The organism is Streptomyces sp. HUAS CB01, from assembly GCF_030406905.1.
In the GTDB taxonomy this organism is placed as follows: Bacteria; Actinomycetota; Actinomycetes; order Streptomycetales; family Streptomycetaceae; genus Streptomyces; species Streptomyces chengbuensis.
In genome coordinates this window covers 6,856,704-6,870,271 of record NZ_CP129137.1, presented here as the reverse complement: position 1 = coordinate 6,870,271, position 13,568 = coordinate 6,856,704, and the positions used below count along the sequence as shown (strand labels likewise).

General features: G+C 69.6%; 7 protein-coding genes. All 7 read right to left on the bottom strand.

The window, feature by feature from the left end; genetic code table 11:
- Window positions 1-30 precede the first annotated feature (30 nt).
- Entirely contained in the window at window positions 31-453 is a 423-nt protein-coding gene (locus QRN89_RS30025) for a WXG100 family type VII secretion target (RefSeq protein WP_290352553.1), read from the bottom strand.
- A gap of 276 nt (window positions 454-729) precedes the next feature.
- The gene (locus QRN89_RS30020; protein WP_290352552.1) at window positions 730-2,490 is read right to left on the bottom strand and encodes an Hsp70 family protein; all 1,761 of its coding nucleotides are present in this window, start codon (window positions 2,488-2,490) and stop codon (window positions 730-732) included.
- Window positions 2,487-3,203 (bottom strand): hypothetical protein, encoded by a 717-nt coding sequence (locus QRN89_RS30015; RefSeq protein ID WP_290352551.1) that lies wholly within the window; start codon window positions 3,201-3,203, stop codon window positions 2,487-2,489. Before QRN89_RS30015 ends, QRN89_RS30020 begins: the two co-directional genes overlap by 4 nt.
- An 86-nt stretch (window positions 3,204-3,289) precedes the next feature.
- Window positions 3,290-5,026 carry a hypothetical protein gene (locus tag QRN89_RS30010; RefSeq protein WP_290352550.1) on the bottom strand — a complete coding sequence of 579 codons (1,737 nt, stop codon included), beginning with the start codon at window positions 5,024-5,026 and terminating at the stop codon, window positions 3,290-3,292.
- Entirely contained in the window at window positions 5,026-10,491 is a 5,466-nt protein-coding gene (locus QRN89_RS30005; protein ID WP_290352549.1) for a DEAD/DEAH box helicase, read from the bottom strand. Before QRN89_RS30005 ends, QRN89_RS30010 begins: the two co-directional genes overlap by 1 nt.
- The gene (locus QRN89_RS30000; protein WP_290352548.1) at window positions 10,488-11,480 is read right to left on the bottom strand and encodes a hypothetical protein; all 993 of its coding nucleotides are present in this window, start codon (window positions 11,478-11,480) and stop codon (window positions 10,488-10,490) included. Before QRN89_RS30000 ends, QRN89_RS30005 begins: the two co-directional genes overlap by 4 nt.
- Window positions 11,477-13,540 (bottom strand): hypothetical protein, encoded by a 2,064-nt coding sequence (locus QRN89_RS29995; protein WP_290352547.1) that lies wholly within the window; start codon window positions 13,538-13,540, stop codon window positions 11,477-11,479. The genes QRN89_RS30000 and QRN89_RS29995 overlap by 4 nt, the downstream gene beginning before the upstream one ends.
- Between the last annotated feature and the right edge of the window lie 28 nt (window positions 13,541-13,568).

The following is a 13,568-nucleotide window of genomic DNA, read 5'->3' as shown; positions in this document are numbered from 1 at the left end:
GGGTTGCGGCTGAGGTCCTCGGAAAGGCCGTCAGAAGGAGTCGAGACTGCTGCGCGGAGGGACGGGGCCGGCCGTCTCCTGGTTCGGTGTCGACAGTTTGCCGACCTCGCTGTCGATGTCCACCGCAATGCCGCGCAGTTTGGCCATCACTTCCAGTTCCTGTTCCGTGAAGCCGTCCCGGCTCAGACGTACGGCCTGCTCAAGGTGCCGGATCACTTCGCGGATGCGTACGGCGTCCTCGGCCGCCGCCCGGTGGAACCCGCGGTACGCCGTCGCCGCCGGCCCTCGCCAACCCGCCTCGATGCGGTCGACGACCGCGTCCATCCGCCTGATCTGTTGGTCCAGGTGATCCTGCATGTCATCGAGGTCATCGGCCAGTTTGGTGAGGTCCTGGCTCGACGCCCTGAGATCGACGCCGCCCTCTCGGCCCGCGCCCGCACCACGTACGCCCATGCTCCGTACCTCCGCCCCCGTGACCTCGGCATGAAAATCGCGTATGCACAGCGATCCTAACCTCGGGCTGTCCTGAGGACCGCGGCGGGCTGCGGCGCGGCGTGCAGTCGGCGGGCAGGCCGGGGTCTCCGACAGACCCGGAGCGGTACATCAAGTCCGGCAAGCGCGCCGGTGTCGGCGGCCATCGACGGGACCCATCGGCTGCCCGCACCTGCCGCAGCAGTGGGGTGAGTTGCTGGCGCGCCCGGAATTCTGCCATCAGAGTCCAGAAGCTGCTCAAAGTCCCCCCGTCACCACGCCCTGTGGCTCGCCGTTGACCGTTACGGCCGGGTCGGCCTCCACCACGCGCACAGTCAAGTCGATCGGCGCGGGACGGACGTTGGCTGATTCAGCTGACGAGAGATGTCGCACGTGGGAAGAGCCGTCGGCGAACGGGCGGACGGTGTGGGCCAGGAGGCGGGTCAATTCGTCGTCGAGGCCGTGCTGCAGTGGGGTGCCGTCGGGGCCGAACGAGTCGATCTCGCGCTCGACGAGCTGCTTGCCGGTGGCCGCGTGGGTGGCGGTGAAGCGCAGGATGCCACTCTCGTTGTAGCGGAACTTGATCTCGATCTTGTTCCGGCGGGTGTCCTGTTCACGAGTCGGAAGATCCACCTCGATGTTGGCCAAGGGGAAGGCACGGTCGCTGTCGGCCGGGTAGCCGACCTCGCCCTCGATCACCGGGACGCGCACGAAGGAAGCACGCGGTGTGTCCGGGTAGAAGGTGGCCGAACCCTCCGCGGGGAGCGTGGCATTGCGTCGGATGATGGCGCGGAAGCCCTTCTGTTCACCCGCGCTCACCGCCGTGCCCAGGTCGTAGCTGGTGACCAGGGAGAAGTCGCTGTCGTCGCCGAGTTCGCCGTCGAGGGAGGCCGCATAGATGGCCGCGCCTCGGGCGACGGCAGTCATGGGCCGGCACAGGCCGCTGTCGACGATGCGGTCGTGACCGAGGAGCTCGCCCAGGGCGTGACGCACCTGGGGGATCTGCGAGGTGCCGCCGATCATCAGAACGGAGTCGACGTCGTCGGCGGTGATAGCCAGGTCTTCCAGAGCTTGCTGGACCGTCTCCAGGGCGCGAGTGATGAGCGGGGTGATGGCTTCGGTGTACTCGATCGCGGTGATCCGGACCTCTCGCCTCGAGATCGAGGGGGCGAGGCCGACCGGGAGGTCGAAGAAGAGCGCGCCGTCCATCGGCACGGAGGACAGGGCGATCTTCGTCAGCTCGACCGAACGGCGCCACCGGCGTCGTTCGGCCTTGGTGAGCTGGTCCGCGGTCAGGCCGATCTTCTGCTGAATCAGCTGGGCCAGCGCGTTGTCGAACTCCAGGCCTCCGAGGGCGGTGATACCGCGGGAGGTCTGCTCCTCGAAGAGGCCGTCGTCGTATTCGAGGACGGTGACATCGATAGTGCCGCCGCCCCAGTCGAAGACGAGGAAACGGCCGGGGACCGGGACGTCGTGGGCGTACGAGATCGCAGCCGCGGTGGGCTCGTTGAGCAGGGCCCGGACCTTCACTCCGCCGAGCGCTGCCGCGGCACGGGTGCGGTAGCGGGCGCCGCCTGTGGCGTTGGCAGGGACGGTGACGACCGCGTCGGAGAGGTCGAGCAGCTGGGCCGAGACGCCTTCCTTCATCCGGCTGAAGAGGGAAGCGGCCGCGACCGTGCTGTGGAACTTCTCCGAGCCGACCCATGCGTGGTGCTCCTCCAGCTGGGCCGCGACCTCGAGACCGTCGATGCCGCCGTCCTTCTCGGCACCGGAGCGGGTGCCGAGCATGCGCTTCACGGCGTCGAGCGGCTCGCTCGTGCCGGTCTTCGCCTCCCAGCCGAAGCAGAGGGTGCGCTGGAGGTCGCGGACGGAGAGCACGGAGGGAAAGAGCTGCTCGAACTCCGACATCCGCCACTGGGCAGGCACGTTGTCGCCGTCGACCGGCAGCACTTCGGTGGTGTGCCCGTTCCAGTGGGCCACCACGGAGTTGCTGGTGCCGAAGTCGATACCGAAGGTCATCGCGTTCCCCTTTGCGTCACGCCAAGTCGCCCGCGCACCGCAGCACGCAGCGTCTGCCTGTAGGTCAGCGCCGGAGCCGGATCCTCCACGGCTGGTGCAGAACCGGAATCGACAATCCCCAGCGGAGCTTCCTGCCCGGCGACGGCCCGCAGCCAGCCGCGTTCGACAAGCTTCCCCGACTCCTTGTCGACGTAGGCCGGCGCGACAAGTTCAAAGGTGACCGGGCCTCTCCTCACCACACCGGGCTGGTCCTCCACGACGTTGAACAGCGACTGATCGCCGGCGTCGCCGACGATCTGCAGGCCGGCCTGCGCCGCCTCGTGGTCGAGGCGGGTCAACACTGCTGTCAGCTTCTTCGCCTGCAGCGCCTGCCGGTGCAGGACTGCCAGCTGTGCCAGGTGCATCTGGCGTGTGCGGATACTCTCCAGCACACCCTTGCGGACTGCTTCGGTGAACTGGGGAAGCACTCGACGCATCAGCTCGGCCCGGAAGGCGGAGACCAGATCGGCTTCGGTCTTCTTGTCGGCCAGAGCTGCGCCCAGTTTCTCCGTCGCCGCCTCCAACTCCCTTTCCACCACGGGTAGGAGCGTCTCGTTGACCGACTTCAGGATCGCGGCGGCGTCCAGCGTCCCCCGGCTGAGTTCGGGCAGGTGGCTCTCGGTGAACCGCCAGGGAGCAGCCTCGGCCGCCCTGCCCTCCCCACGACTCCGCACGCTTCCGCTGTTCGGCCCACGTCCCGGGCGCGGCCGGGATCCGTCACGGGGGCCAGCACCATTGTCGCCTTTACCGGCTCTGTTCCTCACGATGTGCTGCTCTCTGGGTCTTCAAGGGCCGCGGGGTCTTCAGCAGCCGGGGAAAGGCGTTCTGTCGCCGTGGTGATTATTTCTCGGGCCGCCTCGGTACGAGACCACTCGCGGTCGCTGTCCGTGGGCGGCACGGTGAGCCTCTGCAGAGGCTCGGGCGGGAGTTCCAGCCGGTGGCTGGTGCCGGTGGAGTCCTTCCAGCGATGCGGGGCGAGCGGGACGGCGAACCGGGGTACTTCCTGCTGCTCCCGCTCGGCCTTCTCGATCATGTCCTTGGCGCTGTTGATCCGGACACGGCCGCTGTCGTCGAGTTCCTTCCTCAGGGCGCGCCAGGCCTTCTTCCAGTCGTCCGCTCCGTCGGGCACGCCGAGCGTCAGATAAGGGTTGCGCGGCTGGTCGCGTTCTCCGAGGGGCCGGCCTTCCAGAAAGCTCCGATTCTTCCGCAACGTGGCCACGGCGCCTCCGCCGAGCTGGTCCCGCACGGGGGGACGGCCTTCCGCGTCCTGCTCCAGGAGTCTGAGGCTCTCCTTCATCTCATGGCCGGCGCGCAGGTAGGCCTGAATGTTCTGGGCCTCCCAGCGCACCGGCTGCGAGTGGTGCCGGAGCCTTGCGGCCATCGTGAGCGCCGCCTTCCTCCGCTGTTCCGCCGCCTCGTCGTCTCCAAGGAGGAGGGCACGGTGCATCTGCCGCACAGCCCTGATCAGGGTCCTGACGCCGATCCAGCCGTTGAACTGCGTGTTGCTCACGCTGCGCACGCGGGGGTGGATCCGCTCCAGGAGAACCCACAGCAGCTCGTCGGCGACGAGGTCGTCCGGGACCTCTCCGGTCCGCCGCACTTCGCGGAGAGCGTCGAGGAGCTTCTGCGTCGGCGGCAGGAGGTCGGTCCACTCCTCGGCAACGGCCTTGGCGTCGTTGGCCTGCAGCCTCACCAGCAGGCGCCAGTCCTGCGGCCAGTCAGGGCCGGGTGCCGTTCCCGGGCCTGCCTCGCGTCGCTCCCGTTCCAGGGGCCAGGCCAACAGGTCCATCTCCTCATCGGTGAGAGACGTCGGGTCCAGGCGGGCGCGGAAGTACGCAGCACGGGAGGTGCCGTCGCGCTCGGGGACCGCGCCGATCCACTCCTCGTCGATGTAGTCGTCGAGGAGCGCCCGCGGAAGTTTCGCCAGGAGCGCCCTCTGCCGAGGGGCCGGGAGATTGGTCACCATCAGGCGACGATCGTCCTGGTAGATCTGCCACATGCTGCCCGGCTCCCCCAGGAGCGGCAGTGGCTTGTCCTCCAGCAGGGCGCGGGCGCGGTCGTTGAGCCGGCCGTGGAAGACGTCCAGCCCGTGGTTCTGTGCCGTGACGAGCAGGGAGACGCCCTCGACCGGGTCGTCCTGCCGGGACGCCGCATCGGCCGCTGCCCTGGCCAACTTCTGTGCTGAGGAGGTTCCGGCCTCCGCCTTCAACGCGTCGGGCAGCATGAGTTCCGCGAAGGAGCGGGCGCGCTCCCAGGCCTCCCGGTCGGCGAATCCGTCGGGGACCGGCTGGGGCATGGCAGGTTCCGGCTGCTGCTGCGGCGGAACGACCGCAGCGGGGCTGCCGGCTCCTTCCGCAACCTCCGGTGCTTCTCCGACGATCCGGCCCTGGGCGCGGGCCTGACGGAGGGCGAGGCGGCGGGCGATCTCGCGCTGCCGCAGCACCTCCCGTCGGGCCTGCTCGTCGTGGCCCGCTCCCAGCGGGTTTCCTGTCGTCATCAGAGCTCCTCCGCGAAGATGTGCACCTGCTCGATCACCGCGGCAGGAGTCCGGTCCAGGCTGTAGGAGTCGGCGAAGGCGATCCTGGTGGCGAGGCCTCCGGCACGGACCTCGTTGCGCAGGGCCTGGAGCCGTTCATTCCCGCACTTCTCGTCTGCGGACTCCAGCGGATGCTTGACGGCGATCGCGACGGGCTCACCGGTGAAGTCCGACGTGAAGAGCGCCACGGGGCCGGAGGCGGTCTCCTTGAGGCTGACGTTGGGCTCCTCGTTCGCCCAGCCCTTCAGCAAGACGGCGTGCTCGTCCGGGTCGATCTGCAGTTTCCGACCCCGCAGGGCGTCGGTCAGGTCGCGGGCGAGCCGCCAGTCGTACAGCGGGTGGAGGCGCATGTTGGAGTAGTCGCGCAGGCAGGTGTAGCAGGAGCTGCGGCAGTTCTGCGCATGATGTCCGGCCTCCAGGTCGTGCACGTACCGGTCCACCGCCTGGAGGAACTCCTCGATGTGTTCCTCCGAACCGAGGTAGGTGCTGAAGCCTGCGCCGTTGTCGAGGCTGTCCGCCAGGTAGGCCATGACGGGAGCGGCCACCGGGGCGTCCGAGCCGTGGATGCCGCTGAGGAGTTCCTCCGGCTGCACGTCCAGGTGCGGGGCGGCGGCGCGGCGCAGCAGGGCCGCCAGCGAGTACCAGGCGGCGCGCCGGCCGTGGTAGGCCTCGGGGAAGCCGTCGATCTGCTGGGACTTCGAGATGTCGAAGCGGAGGCCCCGGCTCGTGTCGAGGGCGCCCTTGGCCCCGATGAAGAGCATGTCGGTGTGCTGGGTGGCGCCGAGGGCGGTCTCCAGGTCGGCTTCCGCCTTGGGGTGGTCCAGCGCGACGTATCCGCCCCATGGACCGGCGTTCTTTGCGAACCGGAAGAGCTTTCCGGCATTGGTGTTGACGATGTAGCGGTCGCCGCTTCCGGTGTGGACGACCATCCAGTCGTCGGCGGCGCGGTGGACGCGCGGGGCGGTGTTCTCCAGGTCGGTGGCGGTCCGTGCGCTGGTGGCGTTGGAGCCGAGCTCCCGGTAGCCGTCGTAGTCCCGTGCTTCACGGGCGGCCCGAAAACCTGCGGGCTCACGGAAGGGGACGGCCTTGTAGTACTTGCTCTCCGCTCCGCAGGCGGGGCAGGTACCGGCGCTCCCGGTATCCGGGTCGACAACGGCCTGCGGGTCCACGTGGGAGCAGATCCGGCACATGGCTACCAGTTGTTCCGGCCCGAACGGGTCCTCGGCGGCCTGTACTCCGCGCCCGCTCGGGACGAGGGAGACCACTCCCCTGGAGCGGAGCAGACGGCCGTCCTGCGGGGTTTCGCTGCCCGGTGCGAACTTGCTGAGGGCGACGGCCAGGTCCCGGTTGACGGAGTCGGCCGGCGGCCAGGGGAAGGTCTTCTGCGGGATGCTCCGGTAGAGGAGACGGGAGCGGGTCGGGAAGCCGAACATGGGCAGGAGGCCCGCCTCGGCCAGACGCTGACTGAGGTCGGAGTGGCCGACCGTCCGGGCTGCCACCTCGTCGACCTGGTCGAGGAGTTCGTCGATGGCGGCCACCGGATTCACGGCGGCGACGCTCGCCGGTGATCCGGCCTGGAGGGCGGCGGCAGCGGCTCTGATGCGGTCCGGGCGCTCGGCGATCCAGCGGCGGACGGCACCGCGATGCATCGGCCAGTCGGCGGCGAGACCGAACTGTCCGTGCACGTTGGTCGTCATGTCCGGCCCCTTCCGGCGCTCCGCCGGCTGCAGGGGCTCGAAGGCCTGGCGCAGGACCTCTCCCAGCAGGACCCGCCGGAAGACGGAGACCATGTCGAGTACCAGGTAGGGCGGTGGAGTCGGATCGTTGGTGATGGCTTCCGGGCGGGCGAAGTAATGCTCGTCGTGACTTCGGCCGCGGCAGACGGTGAGGGCCAGGGCGACCGGGCTGTTGCGTCGGCCCGCACGCCCCACCCTCTGCTGGTAGTTGAAGCGGGTGGGCGGCATGTTGGCCATGATCACGGTGTTGAGCGGGCCGATGTCGACACCGGCCTCCATGGTCGTGGTCACGGAGAGCAGTTCCAGGCCGTCCGCCCGCGGAACGTCCTTGTCGCCGAGGAAGACGTCCTGGAAGAGGCTCTGCCGGCGCTGGGCCTCCAGCCGGTCCGTCTGACCGGTCAGCTCTGCCGTGCGCAGGGGGAAGTCACCGGTGCGGTGCGCGGCCTTCCAGGCGTAGTAGTCGTCCTCGAGGACTCCGCTGTACTGCTGGGGCAGGACAGGCAGCGGGGTCAGGCACTTGGTGCACACTCCCGCGCCCGGGTGAAGGTGCGGCCGGTGGCAGGAGGGGCATGTCCAGGTCTTGTTCTCGCCGGAGCGGAGCGCCACCTTCTCCGGCTTGATGACGTAGTCGACCACGGCGTCCTTCCAGACGCCGAGCACCCGGTCCTCGACCGTCTGCACATCGGAACCCTGGCGTTCGGCGACCTGCTTCCAGAAACGCTTCAGAGGCGCAGGCGGCCTCTGCAGAGAGGCACGTATCCGGGTGAAGCGCCGCATCAGGCCGAGTATCCGCAGACTGGCACGCGCCACGGCCTGATCGCTGTCCCGGCCGATCTCTACAGGCGAGCGATCGTCACGCAGGCAGAGCCAACCGAGTCCGAGCGATTCGAAGTCACGGCCGCCGCCGGAGAAGAGGCTTCCGATGGCCTCCAGGCGGAGACGGGAGCGGAGGCGGTTGAGGAGTTCCTCCTGTGCCGGGGTCTCCACCACCGCTTCCCGGTCCCGCTCCCAGTTGTAGAGCGCGGTCCAGGGCTGTTCGGCCGAGGTCTGCTGGAGCGAGGCCGCGGGACCGGCGGGGTTGGTGCCGTACTTGAGCAGCATGCCCTCGAGGTCGGAGGCCAGGTCGTCCAGGGAGGGCAGTGCGGAGAACTTCCGCTCCAGGTCGGGCAGGAGTTCCGGTTCCGCGTCGAGGTCGTCGGCGAGGATCGCCTTGAGGCGCCCCCAGTCCGCCGGATCGCGGTCCCGCAGCCGTTCCATGGCGCCACGGGCGGCTTCACGATCGACCGGCGCCCCGGCGTAGTGGGCCTTCACCAGCCGAAGGTCTCCGAACGGATCGCCCTGGTTCTCGACGGCCTGGGCGCTGAGCAGGCGGAGAAGGTCCTGGTAGTGGCGCAGAGCGAGGCCGCTGGCGAGCTCGGAGGCGTCGTCACGGCTGTCGGAGAAGGCGATCGCCTTGCGCTTGCCGTCCGGGAGGTGGCCGAGGGCTTCGGTCACCAGCACCTGGTTGATCTTGTAGAAGCCGGTGCGCATTCGCCGGACCGGCGCGTTGCGCAGCCGGTCGGGAGACTCCAGCGGGATGAAACGGCCGTCCCGGTCGTACTTGATCTCCCAGTCGTCGCCGCAGGCGGGGCAACGGGTGGGGAATGCCTGCAGGCGGCCCGGGTCGTGGGCCGGCTTCTTGCCTTCCTTGTCCGGGGGTACGGAGATGTGGAACGACCATCCGGTGTGCTGGACGTCCCGGTTCTCCAGGCGGCCGGTGGCGGGCTGGTAGGCGCTGCGGCGGAACTCGAACTCGACCTGCGGCCCGCCGTCGGACAGGCCCGCGTGCCAGCCGGGGTCGTCGAGGCCGAGGCCCTTCGTACGCGGCCAGTACACGACGTAGTTCGCCGCGGTGGGTGCCCCACTGGCCTCGTCGGGGAGCAGGTCCAAATCCGGGAAGTCGGTGTGGAGGGCACCGGTGAACTTGCGCCGCTGGGTGTCCTTGGGGCTCGCGTACCCGCCGAGCATGAGGTCGCCGCAGGCCTGGCAGGAGAGAAGTTCCAGTACGCGGGCACCGCAGGTGCATCGGGAGGTGGGTTCGGCGAAAAGCCGGCCGACCCGCCGTTCCGGGCCGTGCTCCACGGGAATCTGCGGGCAGTTCGGGTCGGTGCAGGCCCAGATGCCCTCGATGTTCCGGAAGAAGAAGTGCGCGCGGAGCTGGGGAAGTTCGGGGTCCTGTGCGGAGCCGAGTATGCGCAGCACCCCGTGGAGAGCGTCCTGGCGCGGTTCCTCGGGGATGTCCGGGAAGAGGTTCTTCGCGAGTTCGGGGGCGGGCAGAGCACGAGGCTTGCCGCCTGGAGTGAGTGCGCGCTGGACCGCTGGGCCGAGGCCGGTCTCCCGGGCCAGGGCGAGGGCTTGGTCCTGGGTGAGGGGGGCCTTCGCGGCATGCGCGAGGCGTTCGGTGTGCGCGGCCAGGTCGCCCTCGCCGTGGATCTCTTTCGACCTTCCAGGGATGATCACGCGCCGGGATCCGGGCAGGGCGAAGAATCCGTCGAGGAACTCGTCGTCCCGCCCGGCCTCCAGGGAGGCGGAGGCGGCGAGCACACGCAGCTTTTCGGGGCTCTTGTCGAGGCCGAGACGGTGGCGGAGGTTGCGCAGAAGGTAGGCCACCTCGGTGCCAGCAGTGCCGCGGTACATGTGGAGCTCGTCCAGGATCAGGGTGACGCGGGCGTCCGGGGTCTCGTCCAGCCACTTCCTCGTGGCGCGGAAGATGTGCTCCTCCCGCTTGCGGAGCAGCATGATGTTCAGCATCGAGTAGTTGGTGACCATGATGTCCGGCGGTGCGGCCTGCATGTCCCAGCGGGCGTGCATCTCCGCTCCGCCGAGGCGCGGGATGAAGGGCCGCAGCCCCTCGTCGAGCCTTTCGTCGGCCTTGCGCTGCCGCTCCTGGACCTCCCGCAGGTACTGACGGAGACGGAGGTTCGCTGGCTCGGAATCGCGGCTGCCGGAGACAGGAGTGGCTCCGGTGTACCGGCCGAAGTAGAAGCGGTGTCCGTTGCGCTTCTGGTCCAGCCACTCGTGGGCCTCTCGGCTGTCCAGCGACTTCCGGAGCCGGACCAGCTGGTCGTCGGCGAGGGCGTTGGTGGGGTAGAGAACCAGCACACGCATGGCTGCGGGATGTCCGTGCTCGCCCTGTCGGCTGGGCACGTGGTTGCCGTCCCCCTGCCACCACTCCCGCTGCGTCGCACGGGTGCCCTGCCAGTGGGCGGACTCGGCGACCAGGTCGGCGAGGACCGGCAGCAGGAAGGACTCCGTCTTGCCGGATCCGGTGCCTGCGGTGACCACGAAGTCCTGGCCCGAACAGGCGGCGACCAGGGCGTCGTGCTGATGCTGGTAGAGGCTGGTCACACCGTCGGGGAGGGTGAACCGGGCGAACTCGGCCGCCTCCGGGTGCGCCCCTGCTTCGGCGAAGGAGTCCGCGATGCCGACGCCCCGGGAGGCGTACTGCGGCCGCAGTTCGATCAGCGGGTCACGCCAGGCTCCGTTGTCCCGGTCCAGGAGGTTGCGCCGTTCCTCCATGACGGAACGGTCATCGACGCCGAACGGGGTGTCGTAGTAGCGGAAGAGCGCGCTGCGCAGGTCGTCGAACGTGCCCATGACGTCCTGGACATCGGTGTTCGTCACCGTCGCTGTCTGCTGTTCGACGCTCACTTGGTCCTCCCGCCGGTGGCGCCTACCTGTCGAGGCATGATCTCCAGGTTCTGCCGTAGCGAGGCCGCGATCGCCTCGGCGACCGCCCTCGGCACGTTGTCGTACGCACGGGTCTGTGCCTGCTTGCCCACCGAGGGCGGGAAGCCGCTGCACAGGACGGCCGCGCGCTCGTGCACGGCGGGCAGTGGCGCATACCGGTCGACGAAGAGTCGACCGATGCCGGCACGGCCCTTGCCGGATTCCGGCCGCCAGCGCATCGCGCCGGTGCGGTGGCGGGCGAGTTCCAGATAGATACCCGTCTCGCGTTCCACCGCGTGGAAGACACCGTTGCGGCGGACGCGGGTCAGGCGCGCGTAGTCGGCTCCGCGCCACCGGTAAAGGCCGTCCTCGTCGTCCCTCTCCGCGGGGACGAACCGCTGGAGGCGCAACTCGTACTTCTCCAGCGTGTTGGCGGTGCTCCCACCGGGCGGTGCGGACTCGGGGCCCGGCGCCGCCTGCGGAAGCAGCGCCGTCAACTGCAGGGCGGCGCAGGGCACGTAGCTTGCCCCGAGGAACTCCGCGGCTGCCTGCAGGGTCCGCAAGTCCTCGTACTGGAACAGGAGGGTGTCGGGCAGCCGCGCCTCACCGGCCTCCGGTCGGTGGGGGACGGTGACCAGCTCCATCCACTCCTGTGCTGCCTCGTCGACGCGCCTGCTGGTCTGGGCGGTGCGCGCGCCGGTCAGCACAGCGAGGCCGTCGGCGTGGGGCAGCCTGGTCAGCACCGGCGGGGCCACCGACCAGCGGTCGGCGCGCAGGTCCACGTCGATGAAGCCGAGGGCGGCGGCCTTGCGCATCCAGTCCCAGTCGGCGTACTCCTTCAGCTCCAGGCCCCACGCCTGGGCCTGGCTGCGGACCCCGTCGCGCAGTGCGGACGCCGTGCCGCTGCGGCTCTCGCTCAGCCAGCGCAGGAGGATCCCACCGAACTCGGTGCTGCTCATCGGTCCCGTCATCGGTCCAGCTCCTTCGCTGCCTGCACGTACGCGGCCCACGAGGACTCGACGGACGCCTGCTGGGCGTTGAGGACGGCACGGGCCCATGCCCGCGGGTTGCCGGCACTCCTCGGCTTCGGCGTTCCGGGGTTCACCGGGCGGCCCTTCCAGCGTCCGCTCCGGCGCTCCAGGAGCCAGCCGCCGATGCCGTGGAAGTCGGCCTCGAAGCGGAGCGGGGCGGGAGTGTCAGGGAGACGCTCCGTCCACCAGTCCGGCTGGTCCGGCGCCTCCAACGTCCACAGCCGTCCGTCGGCCGCCGCGAACAGCAGCTCCTCCGCGTCCCGACGGCACAGCTCCATGGCGGCTGCCGCTGCCCGGGCCGTGGTGCCCGTGCAGTCGGCGCCGGTGATGCCGGTCGGCAGGGTCTGCTCGGTGAGGAGGGAGGGCGATTCCGAGGCCTTGCCGTCCACGACGGTGAAGCCGCAGACCTTGGTCGTCTTCGGCTCGACGACGGCCTGTTCCGCGGTGGCGAAGCCGATCTCGGCGCCTGCACAGCTCACCGTGTGGCGGCCAGGCTCCAGCCGGAGCACGGCCAGAGGGACGGGACGGCCCGCGGCGACCGCCTTCCTGAGCTCGGGCCGCTCCTTCCCGTCGACCAGGAGGGTGGTGCCCGTGCCCTCCGTGACGTCCGGGAGGACCACCTGGGGCTCGCCTCCTCGCAGGTACAAGTGGGGATCGAGCGACGGCGCGAGCTTCAGTCCGCCCTCCAGGCGGAGCTTGAACTGGGCCGGGGGGTGCAGGAGGCCGACCGCGCCCTGGACCTCCTGGAGCGCCCGGCGCAGGGTGACCGCGTTGTCGAAGGTGACCGGCTTGTGCAGGGACCAGCCCTGAGGCACCCAGGCCAGCTTGCCGGTGTCGGCGCTCCGGCCCGTGGTCGCGGCCCTGTCCAGCAGCCGCTGCAGGTCCCGCTGCGCGGTCGGGGCGGCGAGCACCACGTGTGCCTCTCCCGGGCGGAAGCCGTCGGTGCCGGCCCAGACGCCGAGCACGTCGTCCCGTGCGAGCACCAGGGCGGAGCAGGAGGGGCGGCTGAGCACCAGGTTGTCCCCGTCGCGGCGGATGCCCGTCGCGAGGGTGTTCGCGCTCGGGGAGGGCAGGCCCGTCACTTCGTAGTAGGCGGTGTCGCCAAGCTGCTCGAGGACGACGCCGTTCTTGAGCTTGATGCGCTCCTTCTGTTCCGCGGACCGCACACGCGCCACCCAGCTGAGACGCCCCGCGTCCAGCCGCACCAGGAGTTCGGCTCGGGTGACACCGGTGGGCACCAGTTCGTCCGAACCGTCCCAGGAGGCGGCGTAGTTGCCGATCAGCCTGGCGAGGAGGGGGCGGAACTCCTCCTCCTGAAGAGCGTTGCGGAAGCCCTTGGAGAAGTGCTGCTCCATGCCCCGGATCTCGATCTGGGCCAGCAGCGTCTCCCCCGGCAACGGCCAGGTCGTACCGTGCTCCCGCAACGACCGGAAGAACTTCGGTATGAAGGACCGGTCAGCGCCGCTGAGGAGCGCCTGGGACTGGGCGAACCCGATCATGCTGCGGTTGGAGGGCAGGTCTGCGGGGGCAGGAACGGTGCAGAGGCCACGCGCGCCCCGCTGGCTGTGCTGCCAGGAGGCCAGCACCTGCCACATTCGGGATATGGGCTCGTAGTGGTGGCTGCCCAGTTGCCTCTCGTCGCCGGTCAACAGCTCGGAGAAGCGGGTGTGGTAGGCGGTGGCACGGTGGTTCCGATCGTTCACCATCCGCGACGCGGCCATCACCGAGCATGCCAGCAGCGGCAGGAAGGCGGGCACGCCGTCCTTGTCCTGCTGCCGCTTGCGCCAGCGGTAGTCCTCCAGCGCGCCGTACGGTTCCGCGGTTCCCAGCCGCAGGAACCTGCCCACGCACCGGGCGAGGGGCTCGTCTATGCCGTATCCATGCCTGAGCTCCTGCTCCACGTCGTCGTCGACGTAGAACAGCGTCGGATGGCCGGCGTGCTGCCCTCCGAAGAACTCTTCGGCCAGCACTTCCTGCCACGCCTGATAAGAATGATCCACTCTGTCCCCACAAGAGAGGTTCCAATGC